Annotated in this window: 15 protein-coding genes; 8 read left to right on the forward strand and 7 right to left on the reverse strand. The window is 46.0% G+C overall.

Annotated elements, in window-relative coordinates; genetic code table 11:
* Positions 1 to 12 precede the first annotated feature (12 nt).
* The 5 genes from BEL05_RS09575 to BEL05_RS09595 form a co-directional block, all read right to left on the reverse strand.
* Positions 13 to 1,239, reverse strand: a complete 1,227-nt coding sequence (locus tag BEL05_RS09575) for a flavohemoglobin expression-modulating QEGLA motif protein (protein WP_245686971.1) — start codon at positions 1,237 to 1,239, stop codon at positions 13 to 15.
* Between the two features lie 187 nt (positions 1,240 to 1,426).
* A complete protein-coding gene (locus BEL05_RS09580) occupies positions 1,427 to 2,221 on the reverse strand; it encodes a PepSY-associated TM helix domain-containing protein (protein WP_069671022.1) in 795 nt (264 codons plus the stop codon).
* A 101-nt stretch (positions 2,222 to 2,322) separates the two neighbouring features.
* A complete protein-coding gene (locus BEL05_RS09585; RefSeq protein ID WP_028763777.1) occupies positions 2,323 to 2,841 on the reverse strand; it encodes an FMN-binding protein in 519 nt (172 codons plus the stop codon).
* 119 nt (positions 2,842 to 2,960) lie between these two features.
* Positions 2,961 to 4,130: a porin gene (locus tag BEL05_RS09590; RefSeq protein ID WP_069671024.1), complete on the reverse strand. Its 1,170-nt coding sequence runs from the start codon at positions 4,128 to 4,130 to the stop codon at positions 2,961 to 2,963.
* Between the two features lie 308 nt (positions 4,131 to 4,438).
* Positions 4,439 to 6,634, reverse strand: coding sequence for a TonB-dependent receptor family protein (locus BEL05_RS09595; RefSeq protein WP_069671025.1), 2,196 nt, complete (start codon positions 6,632 to 6,634; stop codon positions 4,439 to 4,441).
* A 197-nt stretch (positions 6,635 to 6,831) separates the two neighbouring features.
* Here BEL05_RS09595 and BEL05_RS09600 point away from each other — a divergent pair, with 197 nt between their 5' ends.
* From BEL05_RS09600 to BEL05_RS09630, 7 genes are all read left to right on the forward strand, one after another.
* Positions 6,832 to 7,542 carry a DUF3581 domain-containing protein gene (locus tag BEL05_RS09600; RefSeq protein WP_028763780.1) on the forward strand — a complete coding sequence of 237 codons (711 nt, stop codon included), beginning with the start codon at positions 6,832 to 6,834 and terminating at the stop codon, positions 7,540 to 7,542.
* A 330-nt stretch (positions 7,543 to 7,872) separates the two neighbouring features.
* A complete protein-coding gene (locus BEL05_RS09605; RefSeq protein ID WP_069671026.1) occupies positions 7,873 to 11,547 on the forward strand; it encodes an ATP-binding protein in 3,675 nt (1,224 codons plus the stop codon).
* Positions 11,548 to 12,201, forward strand: coding sequence for a hypothetical protein (locus BEL05_RS09610; RefSeq protein WP_028763782.1), 654 nt, complete (start codon positions 11,548 to 11,550; stop codon positions 12,199 to 12,201).
* Position 12,202: 1 nt separating this feature from the next.
* Positions 12,203 to 13,423 (forward strand): hypothetical protein, encoded by a 1,221-nt coding sequence (locus BEL05_RS09615; protein ID WP_028763783.1) that lies wholly within the window; start codon positions 12,203 to 12,205, stop codon positions 13,421 to 13,423.
* Positions 13,424 to 13,948: 525 nt separating this feature from the next.
* Entirely contained in the window at positions 13,949 to 15,211 is a 1,263-nt protein-coding gene (locus tag BEL05_RS09620; protein ID WP_028763784.1) for a dicarboxylate/amino acid:cation symporter, read from the forward strand.
* Positions 15,212 to 15,422: 211 nt separating this feature from the next.
* Entirely contained in the window at positions 15,423 to 16,007 is a 585-nt protein-coding gene (locus BEL05_RS09625; RefSeq protein ID WP_069671027.1) for a hypothetical protein, read from the forward strand.
* Entirely contained in the window at positions 16,004 to 18,952 is a 2,949-nt protein-coding gene (locus BEL05_RS09630; RefSeq protein WP_069671028.1) for a prolyl oligopeptidase family serine peptidase, read from the forward strand. Before BEL05_RS09625 ends, BEL05_RS09630 begins: the two co-directional genes overlap by 4 nt.
* Positions 18,953 to 19,011: 59 nt before the next feature.
* Here the strand turns inward: BEL05_RS09630 and BEL05_RS09635 are convergent, their stop codons facing one another.
* A complete protein-coding gene (locus tag BEL05_RS09635; RefSeq protein ID WP_069671029.1) occupies positions 19,012 to 20,388 on the reverse strand; it encodes a sigma-54-dependent transcriptional regulator in 1,377 nt (458 codons plus the stop codon).
* A 21-nt stretch (positions 20,389 to 20,409) separates the two neighbouring features.
* Positions 20,410 to 22,371 (reverse strand): ATP-binding protein, encoded by a 1,962-nt coding sequence (locus BEL05_RS09640; RefSeq protein WP_069671030.1) that lies wholly within the window; start codon positions 22,369 to 22,371, stop codon positions 20,410 to 20,412.
* Between the two features lie 403 nt (positions 22,372 to 22,774).
* Between BEL05_RS09640 and BEL05_RS09645 the strand changes: the two genes are divergently transcribed.
* Positions 22,775 to 24,571 (forward strand): flavocytochrome c, encoded by a 1,797-nt coding sequence (locus tag BEL05_RS09645; RefSeq protein ID WP_028763789.1) that lies wholly within the window; start codon positions 22,775 to 22,777, stop codon positions 24,569 to 24,571.
* Positions 24,572 to 25,862: the final 1,291 nt, after the last annotated feature.

The raw sequence follows: 25,862 nt of genomic DNA on the forward strand, positions 1-25,862 counted from the left end.
CGTCAATGTTAATTAGCGTATTGCATGGGTGATAAAGCGGTTGACCGCATTGGCCTGTACCGGTTGTTTATAGGAGGGTGTAACATACTTGGGTTCAATCAAAACGCCTTTGCTGATTAAACGTGAGATAAGTGGCAAATAAGCCAGTGATGTTTTTCCTGTTAGTAGGTGATTAAAGTTAGCCTCCGTTTCATAGGCATTCAGTATCATACTGAAGCCTTTGAGGTAGAGGTGGTCTTTAGTGTAACCGCCCCCACGATAGACCCTTACTGTGATGGTATAAGCTAGATTATCTTCGACACCATATTGCTCTTTAAGCAGCAAAAAGGTGGAGCGAAAATCTTTATCTTTAATCATAGAGGCTACCGCCATGACCCGTAACGCCAATATTTTTAGTCGTTTTAAGGTAAGGTTTCCCGACAGATATTCACTCAATATCGCCAACCCTTCTTGGGTCATGGTGTTGAGCGGACAGCCTAATGAGAGCACATTTAATGGCTGGCTTTGTGCATTTAAGGAGGTCACTAAGTGCACGCCTAGTTCATGGTGGGCTAAAGCCAGTGAGTCGGTGTGAGAAAGTATAGCGCGGCTATTAATGCGCACTTTGGTGCCTGAAACTAGCGCATTCGCCACCATAGAATCGTCCATTTGCAACTGCCAAGTATAGCCTTCTTGAGCTGCCATCGATGAGAGGATCTGGCAAATGGCTTGTGCATCTTGCAACTTACCGACGTTGTCATCGGGATCATCGGGTAGATGCAAAATGAACTGTGCATTATTAATATCTTTTTCGCTTGGCTCACCGTAATAACGCAATGAATCATATAAAAAATCCGTGCTACCGATCGACTTGTATTGATCGACTTTGTCGACATAGGAGTCGATAACATCTAGGTATAAAGTGTAGAGATCGTCATCCTTTAAGGTTTCTAATGGCAGGTTAAATAGGGCGCGTTTGAGTTTAAACGGATCGATATTCTCTTTGGCGTAAATGAAGGAAGGTTCCACCGAAAATTGATTATCGAAAAAGGCTTGTTTTTGTTCAACATTATTGAGAGGTTTTACCGCATCAAGTATATCGATATCTGCCACTAATTGGTGCAGTGGGGCGTCAATGTTTGTCTGCAATGACTTAAGGGCTGGCGATGCGAGTGTAGACATAGTTGGCAAACCTCGAAATAAGTAAAGCAAGAAGGTGATATTCACCTCTGCTGGCGTAGTGCCCTTTTCTAACCGCATAATAAAGTGTTGGCGGTATTTGGCTTAAGCTAACTCAGGACAGTGTTTTTTGCTAGAAAATCATCTTCTCTAAAGGCAGATTTTTTTGATGGTGGTGGAGATTTTACTATTTTTAGTTATATCAGCCTGTTAGCTTAATACTTTTGTAAGGATAACAGGCTGCTGGATGGGACGGTTGTGGCGGTCATTAGGGGCGTTTGCTGCGCTTTTTAGGCTTAGCTTGCTGCCACAGGTACAGGCCTGAAAATGCCATAAAGATTAATGATAGTGCCACTAGATCCATAAGCCATTGGCCAGACAAACCAACAATGCGACCGCTGTGAAGGTCAAGTAAGACACGTTCCCAGGTCAGGTTATTTGAGCGCGATAAAAGGGAGACTTGGGCCTTGGCTGCTGTGATTTTTCTGCCATCAAGCCCTTGTTGCCAAACTAGCGTAGGCTTGACTGTTGTGGCTGCCCACTCAATGAGTTCGGCATCTGCCACAAATTGGCCCTCTTGGGTCTTAAGGAATAGCCGATCTTTTTGAATGGCAATGGCCTCGATGTTGTCAGGCAGACCAGTGGCTCTGCTTTGTTGTTCGAGTAATTCCCCCTCAGCAGAGAGTATATAGAGATTACTTTCATCAATGGCGACAAACATTTGTTGATAAACCATTGCACTGATAAGTGGTGCGTTCGCCTCAAGGATACGTTTGTCATTGAGCCATAATAGGTTATCAGTGATGGCCAACAGTGGTTTAGTTTGGAAAATCTTTATCTCATTTGGCGGTTTAATACCGTAATGATCCAGCAACCATGCTTGTGTTACGTGACTGCTGTCTATGGCTAGCTGATTACTGTGGTTAATTAATATACCGCTAATTGATACCATTGCCACCAGCAATGCGCTGGCGATCCCCAGTCTTCTGTGCCAAGGCCTAAAGAGTTTTGCTAATTGTTGATTCAGGGTTTTACGGTGGGGATGGCGGGGCTTATTGCTCATGCAGCGGTTCTTATCTGTTGTCTAAGGATGCGTCAATCGGGGGAATCATCCCCATTTCGTGGCGATTACTATAACTGAGCTTGATGCTAACCACTACTTTCTTATTGACTATTTATCTGTTGATCCAGATAGAGAGCGATACGTGAAAGCTTAGTGAGTGCTCTGACGGATAAGGTTGCGCCGGTAATACCATCGATATGTTTATCTAACTGATAGTTAGCTGTGAGTGTGGCGGCTTTAAATTGGTCGGTAAAAAAATCATGGCGTACTTCATCGCCGCGGCTTTCCCGATACACCAAGACTTTGGTTTGCACTATGGCGCTGTCTTTAACATGGATACCCACGGTAATGGGAGATTCTTTGCCTATCTCTTCTAGAATCCATACCGTTTGCTGTGGTTGTTGCCAGTATCTAACTCGCATCTTGTTAAACTTGTGGGCCAATATCTCCTCAATGACTTTTTTTGATTCGCTGTCTAGCCATAGCACGTTGGCTTTTGGGGCTACTGAGTTAAAGGCGCTCGCGATAAAATCTTCAGTAGTTTGATAGGTATTGTCAGCCTGTGACTGCAAGCTGAAACACAAGAGGATGCTGGCGCAAGCAAGGGTGATAGATTTCATGTTTAGCTCTGCAATGATGTGATGAAAATAGGTCACTATGGCAAAGTAACCGCTATGTCATAACCGTTACTTTGGCATAGTGAGTGCGCCGCTAAGACGCACTCATTATGAAGCCTTGCTTAGAACTGGTAGCCAACACCTAAGTTGAAACCATCAGAGTCTTTAGCACCGCCAACTTTTTCGTAGTCAGCTTTGAATACAACGTTTTCGTGCAACCAGTAGTTAATACCGACATTGGTTTGCTCTACGTTAGTATCTGCGTTGTTACCGGCGTTGTTGTCATATTCGTTGTAGCGAGCAAACACACCAAAGCTCTCATTAAAACGGTAAGAAGGTTCGATATACCAACCTGTTTGTTCATCACGACCAAGTGCTTTGGCTTCTTGTCCATCGATGTCCCACTGGGCGTAAAGCGCTTTAACCGTAAAACCTTCGATGGTGTAGATAGCGTGAGCAGTCAGTAATGTCGCAGATGCAGTATCAACACCTTCGCGACCTTGGGTCAGGTCTGACTGGTATTGTGCTGTTGCCGCAAGCTCAAGGCCTGGTACTGCGGTGTATTTAACTCGTGCGGTATAAGCGAGATCTTCAGCTTTGGCCTTAGAGACTTTTTGACGACCGCCACGGATGCTGTATGACTCATCGACATAAAGACCTGAGGTGATGGCACCGTCAAATGCAAGACCAGGAGCAGCTTTAACATTCAGTGCAGCACCGGCTTCCCACCAAGTTGCAGGTAAGATATTTTTCTCAACTGGGTTACGCTCAACACCGTAAAAGGCAGGTGGCTCGTGAGTCTCGTTGATGATACCAACAGGCATTAGGAATAGGCCCGCTTTACCCGTCAACATCTGGTTAAAGTCATGTTCGATATAGGCTTGCTCAAGCTCTACTTCACCATTTTGGCCGTCACCTGAGATTGAGTGCTCAACTTCTAGTTCAGAGAAGAAACGTGTGTTTTCAGTGAACTCGTGGCCGAAGAAAAGTACAAAGCGATGGAAATCGAACTCTTTCTTGTCAGTGCCTTTTTTATTATCGGTGATATTGTTGTAATGCAGTTCACCATAACCACCGATGGTGGTCGCGCTCTTCGCTGAGCTTGATTCTTCTACAACATCTGCGGTTTGTTCAACACGCTTTTCTGTCTCTTCAAGACGCTTCTCAAGGTCTTTCAGGACTTTTTGTTGCTGCTCAATTACTTTACGCAGTTCTTGAGTTTCTTCAGATGCAACAGCACCTTGGCTAGCAAATAAGCTGACAATTGCAGCAGCAATTAGCGTTTTCTTCATCATTCTCTTCCCAGTTGTTATGTCGGGGTTATTAAATTGCTGGCGATTCTACCAATTACGTATCGTAATGCAAACCATTATCATTAAGTTTATTGATCAAGATCAACAAATGTAAAGGGTCTGTAAATGTTTAGGAGTAGGTGAAAGCTAAAATATTTTTTATAAAACACTTTAAAAACAAAAGTATGGGTTTATCTTCTTGGCGAGGGCATAGAGGTGGCTAAATGGTGTAGCGTAAACTTTCGGACTAAAAGTGGGCAGCGATATGCTGCCCAGCGTTAATTCTCAGATAAAAATCGGTAAGTAAATTAGAATTGGTAACGATAACCCATGGTCACGGATAGGGGTTTACCAGCAAAGTTGGAGCCATGGATCTTAGTGGTGACATAGTCAGTATCGAATAAGTTCTCCGCTGTCAGATAAAGCTCATGATCACGCGCTATATGGTAGCGCCCAGATAGGTCAACAATGGTTTTAGCCTCGATAAGTTGCTCGCTCGGGATATGACCATTACCAGCTTGAGTGCGTATTTCACTGGTATAACGTGCTGCCAGCGTTAATTGCCAGTTCTCAGTCTCCATCGCCACCGAGGCAAACAGCATATTTTCAGGCAGGTAAGGCAGTTTAAAGCCAGCCTCGACGTCCCCCCAAGAGTCAAAGTCTGAGGTGAAGCTGTTATCGAACTCTGCGTTAGTGTAGGTGTAGGCCAACTTAAGCGGGAAGCTCAACGATTTCCCTTGGTTGATGGTGTAATCTAGGCTGAATTCGAGGCCGTTTACATCGACTTCTCCGCCATTATACTGATTACCTATATTGTCATCATTACACCCTTGCGCAGCGGTGCAGTTGCCGTGCATATTGCTGTAGTCACTGTAAAACAGAATCGCTTCGGCGTTTAATTCACCACTATTGAAACGCGCACCTGCCTCATAGTTCCAGCTCTGCTCCTCTTTACGATCACGGTTGCCGGGCGCCGCTGGGGAAAAGCCTTTTTGGACACCGGTCAAGAGCAACCAGTGCTCATCTAATTGATAGGTGACCGATAAAGATGGCAACAGTGCCGAGAAACTATTGCGAATATCTTTGTTTGGCTCGCCCTCACGGCCGATATTGCTTTTGCCCCAATCGAGTCGACGGGTTTCGACCGTTTCATAGCGCAGACCCGCTGTGAGATTAAATTGACCCCATTGGATTTTGTCTTGTAGATAAAGTGCCAAGGCTTGAGCACTGTCGAGGCGATTAGAGTCGGTGCCAGGTATGCCAGCCGTATCGAGACGCATCTGTTGATCCGCCTGCAAGGTGTATTTGTCTACCCATTGGAATCTGTCCATCTCATCTTCATGATAGCGTGCACCCAAAGCGAGTTCATGGTTGTCTAACAACCAGTTCAATTCAGTTTGAAGCCCTTGGGAGAGATACTCACGATTATTGGCTTTCACATCGACACTCAGATCTCCTGCTAGGGGGTCTTTATCAAAATCGGCGGCCAACTGAGTACCAGAGCCACTAATACTCTTACCCCCTACTTTACTGGTTTTATACCAGTTACGGGCAAAGGCATTATAGTACGCGGTTGTGCCGAGGGTCAGGTTAGGACTGAGATCGATAAGATGGTTAATTTGTAGCTGTTTGTGCTCAGTGGTCATCAGGTCTTTTTGCGAAGCAGAATAGCGCTGGTAGGGGTTAGCGGCAAAATCTGCGTCGGTTAAACCTAGGTAGGTTTCATTTGAGGATTCGTCCGAATATTTCAGTTTTATCTCCAGCATTTGTGGTTGCAGGCTGTTTTCATCACTGCGAATACTCAGTTTGGCGAGTGCATCGTTTTTACTAAAGCCGCTATCGCCACCGACGCCATTGATGGTACGAAAGCCATCGGCTTGATAGCGATATAGATCCACCAGCGCACCCACTCGTTCACCTTGTCCACCTGCATAGGTATGGAGTTTGCCGTAGCCATGCTGGCCGGCTGCCACCTCAATTTGCCCAGCCAACGGCGCATCAGGGATCTGCCGCGAGATAAGATTAATTACACCGCCAGTAGTGCGTGGGCCATATCTTACTGTCGAGCTGCCTTTAAGGATTTCGATAGACTGCATTCTGCCTGAGGTTGGAAAGTAATAGGCGGCAGGTGAAGCATAGGGGGCGGGCGCGGCTAGTACACCATCCTCCATAATGGTTATCTTTTCTGAGCGATTCTGGCCGGTGCCGCGCATGCCTAAGTTAGGGCGCAGACCAAAGCCATCTTCCTCTTGAATATAGACGCCAGGAATAGAGGCTAATGTGCGCAGTATATCGCTGTATTTGAAGGTGTCTAAATCTGCTTGAGTTAGCTGGTGGGCGCTGCCTGGTACGGTATTGAGAGGGTTGCGTTTACCAAATACGGTCAGCTGTTCTAACGGTTGTGCAACTTGAAGGGGGGCTGACTGGGCATGGCTTGGGTTGCTGAGGGGACTCAGCAGTGCGACAGTGATCAGGCTAAGTGAGCCAGTAAATGAGCGTGACATAAAATCTCCAACGTAAATGAGAGTTATTCTCGTTAAGTTGGGCGGATGTTAGGAGTTGGTGCTTAAAATTAACTTAAAGCAGCAGCTATTTACATTTGTTAAATTCTGTATCCTAAGTCATCGGAGAAGTGTTTGTGGTGTTTTGCTATACACTGTGGCCCCTGAATGATAACTAGCCCCTGTATTGTCGAGCCGATATGTTTCTAAGTCCTTATTATAAAAAAGATGAACAGCTTGTTTCTGTCACTGCTGAACAAGCCAGTGAGTTTGCCAAAGGCGTTGCGCAAGATTTTAATCCCATCCACGACGTTGCTGCGAAGAAGTTTTGTGTCCCCGGTGATCTGTTGTTTGCCTTGGTACTGGGTCAGTATGGCTTAAGTCAAACCATGGGCTTTCGTTTCGAGGGAATGGTTGGTGATGGCGTCCCCTTGCTGTTTCCTGAGCAGGTAGGTGGAGCCTTTGCCGTTGTCGATGATAAAGGCAAGCAATATCTTAGTGTTACCCGAAGCGGCGCATCGACGCTGTGTGACGTGCAAACTGAGTCTTTTATAAGAAGTTACGTGGCTTTTTCTGGGCTTAACTTTACCCATGTATTGGTGCCGATGATGAAGGCCCATGGGGTGATGATTAACCCAGCTAGACCACTGGTAATTTATGAGAGCATGTCATTTGATTTAACCACGCTCGACTTCAATAAGGTTGAGCTAAGCCTCGTGGAGCAAAAGTTAGTGGTTGATGGCAAGCGCGGCGATGTGACCTTAGGTTTCGAGCTGCATTGCGGTGACAAATTAGTCGGCACAGGCATTAAGACCTTAGTACTGAGTGGCCTGCGAGCTATCGACGTGCAAAGTATGGATGAGATGGTTGAGCGTTATGAGTCTCGCCGTATAGATTACCAAGGTGCATAGTCGTTGGGATAATCACTAAACGACATCACTCACTAAGGGTTGCCCCCCAATAAGGTGACGAAAGCCATCGCTACTGCAGCGATGGCTTTTTTGTTTTCGCTAGATCAGAATTCAACTGCTGTTTCCTTAAGCTTCATTACGCGCCAAAGTGAGCTATGATCGCGCTTTTTTCACTCCCAATGTGTTTGAGGCATCGCCTCGATTGCCAAGGCTGCGGCTTTGTTTTACTTTAGTGGGATTATTTTAAAAATAGATCGTTAATGCTGCTCGGCTGCTGCGATTGTTTATGCGCTATTGCCAATATTTGGCGCTGTTTGGATAAGGATTAAGATGCCAAGCTTGAATCGAATTGTGCTCATCAATACGCACCTCCCTGGCGTTGTAGAACTCGCCCTCGATGGACATACCAATATCTGTGGAACCAACGCTTCGGGTAAGACAACATTGCAGCGTTTGGTGCCGGTGTTTTATGGTGAATATCCAAGCCGCGTCGTCCCCTCGACTCGCGACAGCTTTGAGCGTTGGTATCTGCCGCACGATTCGAGTTACATCATCTACGAATATCGTCGTGATGATGGCCTGCTTAACCAGGCTGTATTGGCTTCGGCGGGTGATGGTAAAGGGGTGAATTACCGCTTTATTGCGAAAGGGTTTGAGTTAGAAGATTACGTTAAGTCGCAGCAGGGAGAGTCGATTCTGTGTCACAACATGGCTGAATTAGGCCGTGAGATGAAGCGTGCAGGCGTGGCTGTCACCAATCTCCTTAATACCCGAGAGTATCGTGCCATTATCCAAAATGACCGCACCTTGCTGAGCACGGGAAGTAACCGCAGTGAATTGCGCGCCTATGCGCGTCAATTCTCTTTGTGTCAGAGCGAACATTCGCTACGTCATATTGAAAAGCTTGCTAAAGCGGTGCACTCCAAAGAGGGCAAGATGGAAACCATCAAGTCGATGATTGCCGCCATTTTGGAAGAGGATGGTGTGAACCCTCCGAGCTCGCGTATCAACCCTCAGCGAGTCGAAGCATGGATAAGAGAAAGTCAGCTTATTCAAGGTTTTGAGCAGATCCGTCCCGAATTCGATAAGCTTGAACAAGAGTTTAATCAACTGCTTAGCGCCGAACAAAGGCTCGCTGGTTTAAAGCGTGGTTATGGCAGAGATGAAGCCACTGAAGTCGAACGTCAGGAGTTAAACCAACAACGCTCAAAAGAGTTAGGTTTAAAACTACGTCAGCTCGATGACGAATGGAAAGAAGTGCGCGATGAGTTAAATCAAGATCTGTCGGCCGCTAAAGGGGATGTTGCTAAGATCGAACACGATCTTGATGTGATCGAAGATCAACACGCTTCGTTTCTCGACGCCGATATAGAGCAAGCCAAGCTGGATTTAGATCAACTGCCTAGTTGGCGAGGCAGCTTAGATAACTTAACTGAGCGTCATAAGCTGCAAACCGAGAAACATCAAGATGTTGAGGCGGCTTATAATGCCCGTCGTAGCAAAATTGGTGAAAACCTTAACCGTGAACTAGAGCTACTCGATAAAGAGCAAGATAAACACCGAGAAGCCCGCGATAAACAGAAAGAGCAAGGCCGCAAAGAGTTAACAGCGCTTGACGAGCAGTGGCGTGAGCAGATGGATGCTGGCCAGGCAAAGCACAGAGAGCAAGAATATCAGTTCAAATTGACCGCTGCTGAGCTAACGATGCAGGTCAATAACGTGACCTATAGTGAAGAAGAAAAACTGGCGTTAGCGGTTTTTGATGAACGTATCTCGCGTGCTGATGAAGAACAAGAAGCCTGTAATGCCAAGGCAGAACGGCTCAGTAGCGAGGAGCGCAAATATCGAGCTAAACGTGATCAAGCCAATGAAAGCCTGCGTCAAGCTGGTATTCGGGTGATTGAGCGCCAAGGTGCCTTAGATGAGTTACACCATATCCTCTTCCCTCAATCGCACACCTTGCTTGAGTACCTGCGTAAAGAGGTTGATGGTTGGGAACAGAACATAGGTAAACTGATTAATCCAGAACTGTTACATCGCAGTGATCTGCACCCTGTCATGGGTGAAAACAGTGACGATCTATTCTGCGGTGTCGGCTTAGATCTCAAAGCGATTGAGATCCCTGAATATGCAGCCTCAGAGCAAGAGCTACGTGGTCGTTATGGCGAGGCTGAAGACGCATTGGCCAAAGCCAAAGCATTGCAAGCAGAGGCGGAAAATAGTTTAGTCGCCATCAATGGTGAGCTTGATAAACTCAATCGTGAGCTGACCTTTGCTAAGACCGCGTATAAAAACAGTCGTGATGATCTGCGACGTCTGTTTGATGAAAAGCGGGTTGAGCAGGAGAAGATCAATAAAGCCCTCGGTGAGCGGAAAGCTCAAGCGCAAAAACGCCTAAGCCGTCTCGACAGCGAACTCAAACAACTTGAACAGCAACATCAAGCCTGGATTGACGAGCAAAAAGAACAAGCTCTCGAGGCTCGCATGGAAAAGAATGCCTACTGGCAAGAGGTGGTTGGTGTACTCGACAGCCAATTAGCGCAGATTAAGAGCAACATTGCCCAGCGTCGCCAAGATGCTAAGAGTGAGCAGAAAGCTTGTGAGCAGTGGTATAAGGACGAGTTAAAATCACGGGGGGTCGACGAAGACAAGATTGTTAAGCTTAAGCAATCGATCCGCGAGCTGGAAAGCAACATTAGTAAGGCGGAGCAGCGTCGTAGCGAAGTACTCAGATTTGATGATTGGTATCAACATACGTGGCTGGCGCGCAAACCTAAATTACAAACTGAGTTAAGCACCATTAAGCTGGCCGTTACTGAATTAGAACAGCAATTAACCCGTAAAGCCAACGAGGTGAAGCAGCAAAGACAAAGCTTAGATACCGACCGCAAGCAGTCTGATGCGGTGCAAGTTGAGGCGTCGGAGAACTTAACTAAGCTACGCAGTGTGATGCGCAAATTAGCCGAGCTAAAATTACCGGCCAACAACGATGAGTTACAAGGCGGCTTGACTGAGCGTTTGCGTCAAGGCGAAGAGCTGTTATTGCGTCGCGACCAGCTACTTGGTGCAGTGAAGCAGTATATTGAGCATTTCGATTCGGTGATCGCCAGTAAGTCTGGTTCGAGTCTATCGGAAACTTGGGAGCGTGCTCGCGAAGAGTCGAGCTTTATCAACGATAAAGGCATTCGTCTGCTCGACTACCGCAAGTTAGTGCCACAGCTTGAGCAGTTGCTGAATGTTATGGTGCCACAGGCGATAATGGGGCTGCGTGAACAGGGACGTAACTTTGGTATCGACTTAACTGCATTTTACGATGTGTTGGCCGATATCGATCGCCGTATTGCCTCGCAAAGTGCACGTATTACTCGCGAAGTGGGTGAGGAGTTGTTCCTCGATGGTGTCAGCGAGTCAGCAGTGCGTATTCGATCGCGGATCAGTGAACTCGAATTTTGGCCTGAGCTGGAGGTCTTTGTGAAAGCTTTCCGCCAATGGAAAGCCGACGGCTTTGCCGAGTTGCCCGATGAGCACTATACCAGTAGCATGCGCCGCGCGTTAGAGATCATCGGCCGCGCCGCATTAACTGGTGGTATCGCTAAGTTGCTTGAGATTGAGTTAAGGCTCAAAGAGGGCAATAGTGACTTGGTTATTCGTACTGACCGTCAGTTAAACGAATCGTCGAGCCACGGTATGGCTTATCTGATTTTATGTAAATTCCTTTTAGCCTTTACCCGCCTATTGCGCGGCCGAGCCGATGTGACTATTCATTGGCCTATCGATGAGCTTGGAACTTTACACCACGGTAACGTGAAGAAGATTTTCGATGCCTGTGAAAACAATAACATCTCGGTACTTGGCGCATTCCCTAATCCTGAGTCTGAGGTGCTGAACCTGTTTGCTAACCGTTACATTATTAATAAGCAAACTAAGAAACTGCAGGTGGTGAAGCCGCAAATTAACCCCATTGCCGATAAGTTGAGCCAACGTTTTGCCAAGGAGGCTGTGTAAATGAGTAGTACAACGCAAACCGTATTAGTTGGCCAAGGCGCATTGATTGAAAGCTTACTGCGCGGCGAGTTTATCTGCCGCACCAGTAATGAAGAGGCGTGGCGTGCTCTGAAGTCGCCAGTCACTCGTGACAATGTCGAGCAGTACCTAAATCAGATCAACCGCACCATCGCCTCAGCGGGTGAGGGCGAGGTCTTTTTCTGCGGTTATCAGCAGCTTGGCGATGATGAGCGTAAAGTGATTTCCAGTCAGTTTAAAGATATCTGTAATGCACTCATTCCCTTAGTGGAATGGCTGGTGCTAGTGCAAGAAGCGAGCGGCCAAGATGCGCCACTGTCTGAAGGGGCTGCCGTGCGTGTAAGCGAGCTGCAGATGCGGATTGAAGACACGCCAGCCTTTAGGGAACAACTGGGAAAAATTAGCCATTATCGTCTGTTTGGGTCAACCAGTACTCAAGTGGATGCGCAGATTAAGTTAGTGTTTAAACGCTTAGTGGAGCTAGGTTATCTGCTACGGCCCAACGCTGAAAAACAGATCTACATTGCCACCGGTAAACTCGATTATCTCTATGAAGTGATCCGCTTTATCGATGAAACTGAAGGATTAAGTTTAGAAGCACAGGCTGAAACAGCGACGCAAAGGGACTTAATCTAATATGAGTAGTAACTTACACCAGGCCGGGGTAACACTACTTAAGCAGCTAGGCCGTCATGCCGAGCTGGTGATGGATGTTTACCTGTCTGGCTCTGTTTCTGAGGGCGGAGACAACGCCGCAGCCATTGAAAAGTTGCGCAAGGCGGATATCTTGTGGCGACCCGAACCCGAACAGGAGTTACGGCTCAAGCGTTCGGTACGTGCGCTGCTTGAGGAGGCGTTAAGCGATGAGCGTAATCGTCAAATCGATGCCAATGTCGGCTCATCACTGGCGACCATTAAGACCCTAGCCGATCACTATAAAGAGGCGCGTCATGCGGTTGATTATAGTGCGAGTGAAGCCTACCTTTCTGATTTAAGTGAGCATGTTTACAGTTTTGCCGAGGGGTTACGCTACTCGATTCGTGTACTGTGGAGCCGGATTAACAATGAATTTGGTTATGTTGGCACCATCAATGCCAAAATTCGTGAAAATGAGCTAGCGCAGAGTCAGGTTACCGAGCTGCTCAATGGGCTGGAGATGTTCCAGTTTAGTGAGTTAGGTGAAATCGCTGGCGATATTAGAGAGCTGAGAAAACTCCTGGTCACCACATTACAAGAAACGCTGAGTGACTGTACTCAGGAGCTCAGTGTGGTGCAGGGACGTTTACTGGAGCTATTGGGGCGTTTCAGACAGATTCAGGGGCGTACCCGGTTATTAAAAGGCTGGTTACTCTATACCGATCAGCATCCTGACTATCGGGTGGCCGACCATGTTGGCCATAAACAGTTACCAAGGCTGTTTAATCGTGCCGATGCGCTATTAGCGCCAGCAGCAGTAGACGTGAATAACAGTGGCTATGAAACTGAGCTATTGGGATTAGTGGCGCAGATCAAGGCGATAACAAGGGTTGGACGAGATAGCGAAGTGCGTGAGCATGATGTGGCGTTCTCCTTGGTTCAGGCTGAAGATTTTGATATTCCAGATAATCCGCTCAAGTTAGCCGTAGAGGAGTATTTCTGCGCGGTTATTGATTCAGGCTTACGACAATCGGCCCTCGAGTACCATCAAGATAAGCAGCTTAATTGGGATGAAGAAAGTTGGCTCTATCAAGTGATCTGCGGCTATGAAGGACTCCCCGAGGAGCATAGACGTTACTTTGAGCTAGAGCCTATCGGTGAACCAGATCCTGTTTATACGGGCAACTTCATCATACGTGATGTGGAGCTGTGGCTGGCCTAACTTTTTACGCCACTATCCAATAAAAAAAACCATTAATACATTGTATTAATGGTTTTTTTTATTAGTTTCGCTTGTTGAAGCCATGTTAGGTAAATCGGATTTTGTCTGTTTTTTAGCTAGGGAATATAAGGGCGATGCAAGTTTTGCTAGTGATTTGAGTTTTCACTTGTACCTTTTGTGGTGGATTGCGCTAAGTTTTTTGGTTTTGTTGGGTATAGTCACTGCTGATTGTGGTGGTTTGTTGTGCTAGTTCATTGCCTTCATGTTGTCGTTGTAAAAGTTTTGTACGGATTAACCTTTGTTTTATAAGATATTTGGTTGTAAATCAGCGAGCTAGCTTTGAGTGTTTGGGTGTTATTGATTTGTTTCGCCTGCCGTTAATTGTGATTGATATTGAAATTATTGTCAGCATGATTCACTATCAAACGCTCATTACGACATGTAGTCGTTTCATATCTAGATATCATCCGCAGAGATGAACAGATAAAAGCGCGCAATAGACGGGCTAATAAAATAGGCAAGCATATGACAAAATCACTTTCTACTCGGATCTTTATTGGTCTATTCTCTGGATTGATATTTGGGTCAATCATTCAATATTTCCTCGCTGACGTTAGCCTGTTCTCTGGCGCTTTGGTGGATGTCGCTTCAGGTGCGGGCACCATGTTCGTCAATATGATCATGATGCTGGTGGTGCCACTGGTATTCGTCAGTATTGTCTGTGGTGTATTAGAGCTGAAAGACCTAAAAAGCTTTGGTCGCCTAGGGGGAAAGACCTTCGGCTTCTATATTATTAATACTTTAGTGGCTATCTTTGCGGCATTAGCTGTCGCACTTTTACTCAAACCTGGCCAAGGTGTAGATATGTCCGGTGGCAGTGGTGCTGAGATCACCGCCACTGAACTGCCTAATTTGATGCAACTTATCGTCAATATTGTGCCGAGTAACCCTGTCGCCGCGTTTACCTCTGGCAACATGCTACAGGTTATCTTTATGGCGCTATTGATTGGTGGTGTCGTCAAGTCGATGGGCAGTGCAGTGCCTTTGTTGGTGCAAGGTTTCCAAGAGGGCAACAAGCTGATGATGAAGCTTATCAGCGTGGTGATGCAACTGGCACCGTTTGGCGTGTTCGCCTTGATGTTAAAGCTAGGGGCGACCTTAGAGGCGAGTTTATTCTTCAGCGTACTTGAATACTTAGTGGTGATATTGAGTCTACTGCTACTGTGGATATTTGTGGTTTATCCGCTAGCGGTAAGCCTATTTACACCGGTATCAGCAAAAGAGTTCAGGGCTAAAACACAAGAACAGATCCTGTTTTCACTGTCTACGGCCAGTTCAAATGCCACTATTCCAGTGACCATGCGTACCTTGACCGAAAAGTTAGGTGTTAAGCGTGCCGTGGCGGGTTTTGGTGTGCCACTGGGGGCAACCATGAACATGGGCGGCGTATCGATTTACATCACTATCGCTATCTTCTTTGTGGCCAACTCGTTCGGTGCACCGATTGCGATGGAGCAGTTACCTGCACTCTTGTTTAGCATTTTCCTATTGTCAGTCGGTGCAGGTGGTGTACCAGGTGGTGGTATGGTGATGATTGGTGTGCTTATTCACCAAATGGGTCTGCCAATTGAAGCATTTGTTATTGTTGCCGCGCTCGACCGCCTCATCGATATGGTATTAACCTCTTGTAATGTGGTGGGCGATGCCGCGGTATTGACCATTGTCGATGCCACAGAGAAAGAGCATGAAGCTGAGGTGGCAGAAGCATCAGAGCTTAAGTCGGCTTAATTCTGATTGGCCTAGTTTTTGTGAAACACTGAATCGATTGATAGTAAAAAAGCTCGCCTAGATGGCGAGCTTTTTTGTACGTAATATTAGTGATCTACGTTTTAAGTATATGTAAAATATGTTGATTTTATGTGTATTGCTGATATCTTTGCTTCTGGTGCGACCAGCACAACGACAATCAATAACAGCGTCATAATCAAGCAGTATCACTATGAAATTGATGAAAGGGATTTTAATGAAGCCACGATTAAGTTTGGTGTTAATGCTTGCCATTAGCACGCTTCTGGGCTGTGCACAGAAAATTGAGGGCATCTCTAAAGATGTCGATAAGCAGCTTGCTGAAAATAGCGGATACCTGTTAATAGGTATTGATACTAACCGAGGGTTACACAGCATCATTATTGGTGGTACCAAATCATTAATGTTGACCGACAAAGATCTCCAGTCTGGGACCAACTATATATTAGTCGATGTGCCAGCGGGCCAATACCAAATAGAAGATATTAAGTTTGGTCGCTATGTCTATATGGAGCTTGAGCAGGGATATTGGAATTTTGAGGTGAAGCCCAATCAAGTCAGTTATGTTGGCGACCTATACGTGAAGACTGTTGGGTTTTGGATGGTATCTTCTGCTGAAATTCTACTTGAAAACCGCTCAACCTCTGCACAACTATTTTTAGAAGAGAAATTCCCTAATATCTTAAAGTCTCGTCAAGTTCGTTATTCGGGACCTGGCGAGGATAAGTTTTTAGAGTATGCCGAAAGGCTGCTTGCAGGTAAGGAGGCGGCACTATGAGAGCACTGATTGCGCTGTGTTTATATTGCTTGGCGTTTTATGCTCAAGCGACACCAATACCTGCAAAAGAACTGTTTCGCTCACCAGCTATGTCGCAGGTGGGCTTTTCCCCTGATAATCGTTATATCTCGGCGCTAATTGTGGATGAGGGGAAGAGCTATCTGTCGCTGATAGGTGTTGAAGATAAAATATATCAGCATGTAGGGGCCTTTGACGCCGATGAGCAGCTCAATGAATATGTTTGGATTGATAATAACACCCTATACATTAGCTATAGTCACCGTGGCCAAGCTCGCCAAGTGTTGGCATTGTTGTCAGAAAAAGCTGGGAAAATCGATGCCAAAATGGTGTCGCTTCCAAGTGACGGATATCTGGTTGACCCGCTTATTGCTGACCCAACGCATGTTTTATACGCTAAGAACCGCTATGGTAATCGTCCCAGTAATCGCCTTTATAAGTTGACCTTAGATGAGTTGATCAATAAAAAGTTTAATTCCGCTAAATTTGAAGAAAAAAAGCTAAAGGATGTCGCGGTATTTGCCTTTGACAGTATTCGTGAGGAGTTGTTTGCGGTCACGGCAGATATTGAAAATATGCGTGGCGAAGTCCTTTATCGGTCACTAAACGAAAGCCGCTGGAAGCTACTGTTTGAAATTGATGACTCCGAGGTCAGTTTTAGTCCGATCGGGTTTATTCGTGACAATACCTTGGCCGTATTGAGCAATAAAAATACTGATAAAGTTGCTTTATATGAGTTTGACATTCCAAGCCAGACGTTAGGCAGCGTGTTATATGAACACCCAAAATACGACCTCGTTGGCGCTGAACTGGATGAGTCTGGCAAGGCTGTTAAGTCTGTTCGGTACGTGGAAAACGGTCATCATGTTAGCCATTTCTTTGACAATGATATTAACCAAATTAAATCGCTGTTTAGTAGCGCATTTCAGGGCAAGGAAACCGTTATTAGTGCGCACTCAAATGACGCGAAGCAGATGTTGCTATTCTCCTATGCCTCTGATGACCCAGGTAGCTATTACTTATTTGATGTGCAGAGTAAAAAAGCTGATTTGCTTACTGAGTTATATCCAGACTTAATTCAACATCAACTTCAGCCGACAGAAGTGTTTTCTGTCACAAATACCGCTGGCGTAGAGGTTGAAGCCTATTTAACTTTGCCAGATAAGCAGAGTGGCAACGGCGTGCTTTTGGTTATGCCTCATGGTGGGCCGATTGGTGTACGTGACTTTAACTATTTCAATAGTGAAGTTCAGTATTTTGTCAGCCGTGGCTTTGCGATACTGAGAGTTAACTTTCGCGGCTCTGAAGGTTACGGTAAGCAGTTTTTAGATAGCGGTAAAGGCGAGTTTGGAAAGGCGATTGAAGAGGATATTACCGCAGCGGTTACTCAAGTCAGAAAGCAACATAAGTTTAATCAGATGTGTGCCATTGGTGCCAGCTACGGTGGTTACTCTTCGCTGATGCTGGCAATTAAGCATCCTGATGACTATCAGTGTGCGGTGGGTGGATACGGCATTTACGATCTACCGTTACTGTTTAACGCAAACAACTTCAAAGTACTGGAAGAGTATCGTGAGAGTGTATCCAAAGTTGTGGGTGAATTGAGTGATGAGTTGATTAAGTACTCTCCAGTTTATTTGGCTGAGGCGATCAAAAGCCCTGTACTGTTGGTTGCGGGTAAGATGGATCGTATTGCTGATTTTGAGCATTCGATGCGAATGGAATACGTACTCAACAAATTGGGCAAAGAGGTTGAGACTCTCTATTACGAACAAACTGGGCATGGTCAAAGTTCATGGTATTGGCAGCGGCATGAGTCTGCCTATGTCGCGGACTATCTTAAGCGTACTTTAGTGCTTGGCGAGTACCATCAAATGCAAGGCGTTAATGATGAACTGGTTAAACAGCTTGGTGGTGATACGGTACTGATTGCCGATGGATTTCATTTTGATAATCGAGTTGAAAATGATCGGCTCTTAGCGCTTAAGTATTACCGTGAATCTGCCAATATGGGTGAGGGACGAGCGGCTTACAATCTTGGCAATCTGCTTGTTGAGCAGGGACTTGAGCTCAAAGATAACATCACCATAGGTGCAGGTGTCATGGCTGGTGTGGACGACAAAGAAAATGCCCAAGCATTGATTAATGAGGGGATAGAATGGGGCGACAAGGCAGTTGAGTTTGGTTATGCGGGAGCTGGTTATTGGCTTGGCATTGTTTATGAGTTAGGTGAGTTAGTTGAGCAAGATTGGGGACAATCCTTGAAGTATTTTACTGCGGCAGCGGAGTTAGAATATGACGCGAGAGCGCGCTTGAGAATGGCAAAAGCCTATTGCCTTGCGCCTGCGCCAATTCGAGATGTCCAACGCTGTAGCGAACTGCTTTCGCTATCAGATCTGGAAAAATTGCCAACGGATGAACAGAGAAACGCTGTGACCTCCAAGTCTTACAAGACTTTGCGTTGGGTACTTGGCGATATCTTTGCCAAAGGGGACTACAACCTAGATGAACGGACATTATTGAAAAATGTTGTGCAGCAAGAGTATCAAGCTTCAGACGTTAAGGTTGATTTGGATGATGTCGAATTTGGTGAAGTGACTTACAACAATTACCGTAACCGTTATCAAGTCACTGATGATGCTAAGTCCTTCGTGGGTAGAGACAAATTGAGTTTAGGCGCTGTGTTCAATGTAGAGTTTGAGCATGAAGGCGAAAACGTGGCACTGATAGGTAAATGGATTAAGCAAGGTGCGAGTGGGAAGCAACAAGTGTTCGATAGTTCATTTGTCTATGGTGATGCTGACGCAAAGAGTTGGGATATTCGATATACCTTTGATGAAGATGAGCTGTTTGAGGGAACGTTAACGTTAGAAATTAGCGATCTGAATAATAGGCTTTTAGCGAGTAAAACTGTCGAATTACGTTAAAGTTGTAAAGGTTTAAAAACGGCTTTTCTGACTTTGAGAAAAGCCGTTTTTTTGTCGTATTACCCCTTGAGGCGACGGCTCAGTGCGCTTTGGCTTATGCCCAGAAGTTGAGCCGCGGCGGTTTGATTGTTGGCGGTACGGCTCATCGCTTCATCGATTAAGGCTTGATTGATTTCAGCGAGTGTGGGTAATTGTTTGGGGAATACCATGCAATCTTGTTGTGGCGAACACAGAGATTTATGTTCGTTAATCGCCTCCATAAAAGGAGAGATATTTAAGGCTACGCCATCACTGCGGCTGACGGCATCAAAAACCATCCCTTTGAGTTCGTGAAGGTTACCTGGGAACTGATACCCTGCCAGTTTAGGCGCGAGATCGCGCGGTTGCTGAGGAGCTCTCAATGACATCTCTTGCGCGGCGAGGGCGATGAAGTGATTAATCAGCATGGCGATATCCAGTGGCCGATTTGCCAATGGAGGCAGCTTTATTTTGTGAGAGCGTAAGCGGTAGAGTAAGTCGCTTCGAAATGTTCCTTGCTGATTAAGTTGCAGAAGATCATCTTGAGTGGATACCACGAATTTACACTTAACCGGGTAGGCTTGTTCACTGCCAATAGGGCTATATTTTTTACTTTCAAGCAGTTCCAGTAACTGTATTTGCGCTTGCTGAGGTAATGAGCCTATCTCATTGAGGTAAAGCACACCGCTACCCACTTGGTGCAGGTAGCCGGCTACCGCATCGATTTCGCCATTGGCTCTGTGGTGAAGCTGACCAAACAGTTTGATAGCAAAGGTCTCACAGGTGATGCCCGCCAAATTGAGGCTGATAAAGGGGGCATCTGGGCTATAAAGTTGATGACAAGATTTAGCAAATTCACTTTTACCTGTCCCACTTTGACCATAAATCAGCAATGGCTCAGGGCTAAAGGCGACGGCTTCTAAATAGCGAAACTGATCCAATAACTGAGGTTCACAGGTGAGGATGTTATTAAAGGCTTCGGGATGATCTAAGGTGCGGCTTAAAAATCGCTCCTTAATATGTAGGTAGTTCCGCTCAAGCCCTACAACTTCTAAAGCCCGTCTGACCGTATGAGACAGATCATCGACATTATCAGTTTTAATAAAGTAGTCGTAGGCACCATTTTTAATGCAGCGCACGGCGGTATCGACCTCATTGACCCCTGTGACGATGATAACCCGGGTATTAGGAAAATCACTGCGGATCATGGCAAGCAGCTCCTCTCCTGAATGGAAAGGCATGGTCAAGTCGAGCAAAACTAATGCGTAATCACCTACCTGAAGGCGATTCATCACTTGGCGACTATCGACACAGGTGTCTATCTCAGCTTCGGGGACCAGCCGGTTGAGCGTCACGGCAAGACTGCGTAACCATGAGGCCTCATCATCGACTAAGAGAATATTTCTTGCCAGTTTCATCTTAAGTTCCTGCCGTTAATTTCACTGGAACAGTGGAAAAATTAGGTTAATTTGGGTGCCTTTTCCTTGGCTAGAATGGATCTGCATTTCAGCATTGTGGGCTTTAATGATACGGCTGCATACCGATAAGCCTAAGCCCGTGCCACCCTCTGTTCTGCGGGTGGTAAAAAATGGCTCCGTAATACGTTTAAGTGTGGCACTGTCCATGCCACAGCCATTGTCTGATATGGATATTTTGGCATGCTGCGCTGTTAAATGAGTCTGTATATAGATGCGCCCTGTATGAGAGGGGCAGGCATGACACGCATTTTGAATGAGGTTAATCAAAACTTGATGTAACTGTTGTGCATCGCCCATCACCAGAGGTGACGGGGAATTAAGTTCGATAATCACCTCATGGGTTTTGGTTTGATTTGCCGTTAACCTTAATGCGACCTGCACCACTTCGTTAAGGCTAACGGCAGTTTTTTCACTGGCAAGGTGCGGCAAGGCGTAGCGCTTAAGATCGTTAACAATACGACTGATGCGCTGCGCTCCTTCGTTGATGGTGTCGCAACTTTGGGCTAACTCATCCATAGCTTTGACCGGTTCAAACCCAGCAATTTGCCAAAACGGGTTAACTTTAATGTAATGCTGCGCTGCTGGGGTTAAATCTTTCATCGCGGCGGAAAAGAGTGCAATAGCATGGACGATAAGTCCTGTTGGGTTGTTGATCTCATGGGCGATACCGGCACTAAGCTCTCCAAGGGAGGCTAAGCGGCTCGCCTCTTCGTTAGCATGGCGCAATCTATGTTGCTCGGTAGACTCTTCGAGTAAGACCACTACCTGATCATGAGCAATAGGGTGAATTTGCAGCTGCCAATACTGCTGTTGATACACCATGTCGGCAGTGAGCGAGTGTTGGTCAGACAAGGTGTCTAACACCGCTGACTTTAGCTGAAAGGGGTGGTTGTCGATATAGCGAAATTCAGGGCTTACCAAAAGGTGAATATTGTTGTCGTTACTCCATAAGCGCTGCATCGCTTGGTTGACGATGGTGACGCCATGAGGCATGCCATCTAATACCGACTGAAACTGTTTAGAAAGTGCTGAGATCTCAGCTTCAACCCGTCGACGTTGCATCAACTCTGCATCGAGCGCCTTTTTACGTTTATGCAGGCTCACACTAATAAAACCGGTATAGATCATCCCCATTGCGGAGATAATAGAAATTAAGATAGCCAGCCAAAACATCCGTTGTTGGGTTGAGGTTAAATCGACCTTTTCTCGTCCAGTACCAAACCACTTATTCACCAGCTTGTCATACTCCCCTGAGAGTTTTAACTGGCGCAGTGCATCGTTTATCTGGTCCATTAAAGCAGACTTTTTGCCATTGCAGACAAAGTTAAATGCGCCGTAAATCAGTGCATCACTGGAGCTGCGAACCGACGGATAAAGGGGTAATAGTCGACGAGCAACAAAGCTTTCAGCAATGACCACATCCACTTCATTATTAATCAGCCGTTGAAAGCCTGTCTCATAAAGGTCGACATCAATCCGTTCAAATTGTTGTGGATAACCAGAGAGGTAAACGTCAACAAAGGCGCCTTTTTTAATCGCAACACGTTTGCCGATTAAGTCTGCCCAGCTATTGATTAATGCTTTGCCTTGCAAGGTATAGGCTTTGGCATGGGTGGCATAAATAGGATCGGATTGGCTGAGCTTTCTGTCTAAATTAACCGGGCTAACCACGGCAATGACATCGATATCGCTGTCAGGGTTGTGAACATCTTTCACTAGTTGTTGAAAGCTTTTACGGCGCACTAAAATCCGTTTGTCCATGAGTTGACCAATACGGTCGATTAACTCGATGTTAAAGCCTTGGTCGACACCATTGTTGCGCCATTCTAACGGGGCGGTTTTTGAGTGTACACCAAAGACAATGCTCTCTTGGGCGAGCGCAGGCATGACGAGTAGGGTAAGGCAAAGCAGTAACGATCTCATGGGGAGATTTTACATAATGTTCACTAATGAAACTGTGCTGTATTACGCGAATCCATCATATGTTAAGTCATGTTTATGCATGTTGATGGTGCGATGTGACCCGTCGCACGTAGCGTTATGCAATTTTGCATATACCTCCAATGGGCTATGCATGTTTGCATAGGCCAATAAATGGCGTGTGATTGAGGTGTCATTTTTCAGCACTAACCTCTCTATCTTGTTGCTGGCTTTGCAGCCTTAGGTAAAGATTTAATTGAGCGATATTAAATGCCGCGTAAAACGCTAAAAATTTTGACGGTATTTAACATAAACGAAGTGACATCACTTCAATTAAATAAAATGAAATGAAAGTGCTTCTATACTGATAAGGCTTAGGTCATAACGGGTAGAAGGGGGAGCAAAGATGAAAATGATCAAACTTGCAGCATGTATTGCCACATTAATTGGTAGTACAGGCTTTATGAGCAGTACTTTAGCCGCAGATAACTTGGCTGAGTTCCATGCTCAAAACCAAGAGTGTGACAGCTGTCATACACCAGATGGTGAGCTATCTAACGACAGCTTAACTTATGAAAATGAACAATGTGTGTCGTGTCACGGCACGCTCGCTGAGGTGGCTGAAACCACTAAACATGAGCACTATAACGCTCATGATTCTCATTTCCCTGGCGATGTCGCATGTACCTCATGTCACAGTGCTCACGAAAAATCTATGGTTTACTGTGACTCTTGCCATAGCTTTGATTTCAACATGCCATACGCTAAAAAGTGGGAGCGTAACGAGCCTACTATTGCAGAATTGGCCAAAGATAAGTCAGAACGTCAAGCTGCTCTTGCTAGCGCACCGCACGATACCGTTGACGTTGTCGTTGTGGGTTCAGGTGGCGCAGGTTTCTCTGCTGCAGTGTCTGCACATGATAATGGCGCCAAAGTCATTCTTATTGAAAAAGAGCCTGTGATTGGTGGTAACGCCAAGTTAGCCGCTGGTGGTATGAATGCAGCTTGGACTGACCAGCAAAAAGCGAAGGACATTACCGATAGCCCTGAGTTGATGTATAAAGACACCATGAAAGGTGGCCGTAACATTAACGATCCAGCTCTAGTTGAGATTTTAAGCTCTCACTCTAAAGGTTCTGTAGATTGGATGACCGCTATGGGCGCCGATCTAAACGATGTGGGCCGTATGGGTGGCGCATCGGTTAACCGTTCACACCGTCCAACTGGTGGTGCTGGTGTGGGTGCTCACGTTGTTCAAGTGCTTTACGATAATGCACTTAAACGTAATATCGATTTACGCATGAACACACGCGGTATCGAAATTCTTAAAGATGATAGTGGCAAGGTAAAAGGTATCCTAGTTAAGGGTATGTATAAGGGTTACTACTGGGTTAAAGCCGATGCGGTAATTCTTGCAACAGGTGGTTTTGCTAAGAATAACGATCGCGTTGCTAAGTTAGATCCTAAGCTAAAAGGCTTTATCTCTACTAACCAACCAGGTGCAGTCGGTGATGGTATCGACGTGGCAGAAAACGCTGGTGCAGCAACGAAAGATGTTGAGTACATTCAAGCGCACCCAACGTTATCTGTTAAAGGTGGCGTTATGGTTACCGAAGCGGTACGTGGTAACGGTGCGATTTTAGTTAACCGTGAAGGTAAGCGTTTCGTTAACGAAATCACTACACGTGACAAAGCTTCTGCCGCTATCTTGAAGCAAACAGGTAAGTCAGCCTTCCTTATTTTTGATGATTCTGTACGTAAGTCACTGAAGAAAATTGATAAGTACATTGGCTTGGGTGTAGCACCAACGTCTGACAGCTTAGTTAAACTTGGCGACATGAAAGGCGTAGGTATTGACGGTAAAGCCTTGACGGAAACCGTTGCACGTTACAACAGCTTTGTGACGAGTGGTAAAGATGCTGATTTCGAGCGTCCTAACCTACCTCGTGCACTGAATGAAGGTAACTACTACGCGATTGAAGTCACTCCTGGTGTTCACCACACTATGGGCGGCGTAATGATTGATACCAAAGCTGAAGTCATGAATGCCAAGAAAGAAGTTATTCCTGGCTTATATGGCGCTGGTGAAGTGACTGGCGGTGTCCATGGTGCAAACCGCTTAGGTGGTAACGCTATCTCTGACATCATTACCTTTGGTCGTCTAGCGGGTGAAGAAGCCGCGAAATACTCTAAGAAGAACTAATCTTCTTATCAACCTAACTCATAGGTTACTAACATAGTTTATCAACACCCAAAAGGTGGCTAGGAAGCCGCCGCTAAAAAGCCACAGTATTATACTGTGGCTTTTTTTTACCTTTTGTAGAGGTTGTGTTTGGTGGTGTCCTGTTTGGAAAAGAGCGCTTGAAGGTCCTACCGTCATAGCAATCAATCACCTGCGGTGAGCTTGTGTGCAAGCACTTTTTTAGCACGGTGAGTGAAGCATGGCTTCATGCTAACGAACGAGAGGCTGGGATGCCGAACTGGCTTTTAGATAGGGATATTGTTGTGAATATGTCCCTATACGCGCCACGGTGGCATCTGACGTGAATGGATTCACAAATGCCGCGATGACATGGATGTCAAAGAGCGGCCATGCCATCAACGTCCGCAGCTGCATCTGCACTAGGTTATGTTCTCTCTTCGTTTTAGCTTCATTTGCTGTGAGTGGCGAGTAAAAAGTTAACATGCTTTTGCCCCAAAACTTGTTAGCCTTCGAATGAAGGCTGGTTACATTTTCTCTTTTGGTTCATTGTTATTGGGGTGTGTGCCTGAAGGTCATACCTTTATCGCCATCTAACGCCTGCCCGGCGAGGGATGTGCAGATACGCCTGTGAGACGCCGTGAATAAGTCCCTTTAGGCTCTGCCGAAACATCCCTGTTTCGGAAGCTCACCGGCGTATCTACACTCGGTATCTCAACGTCTCTTCGATTTAACTTCATTTGGGACTAATCATGCATTAAAAGCTAACCTAGTTTTGCCCCAAAGTTTGGTGGCCTTGAAGTGAAGGTATGGCATTTTTTTACTTTGTTTGGGTAGTGATTGCCGGAGTCTTTTTTGGAACGAGTGTTTGAAGGTGAACCTTCATGGCAATCTATCACCTGCGGTGAGCTTATGTGCAAACACTTCTGCGACACGCCGCAAGCACATCCTTGTGGGCTCTACGCCAGCATCCCTGCTGGCAAAGGCCGCAGCCGCGTTTACACTTGGGTTCTAACGTTTCTTCGATTAAGCTGCATTTGGTGTGAGTGGCGAGTAAAAAGCTAACGTGCTTTTGCCCCAAAGTGTGCTGGCCTTGGAATGAAGGCCGATTACATTTTTTGGTTTAGCTTCTGACTGAGTTGGTATTGGTTAGTTTGTATGAAGGTTATTCCTTTATTGTTATCTATCGTTTCCCTGCGAGGGTATGTGCAGATACTTCTGCTCCACGCCGTGAATCCATCCGTGGAGGCTCGACGATGGCATCCCTGCCATCAACGTCCGCAGCTGCATCTAC

It is taken from the genome of Shewanella colwelliana (genome assembly GCF_001735525.1).
Taxonomy (GTDB): domain Bacteria; phylum Pseudomonadota; class Gammaproteobacteria; order Enterobacterales; family Shewanellaceae; genus Shewanella; species Shewanella colwelliana.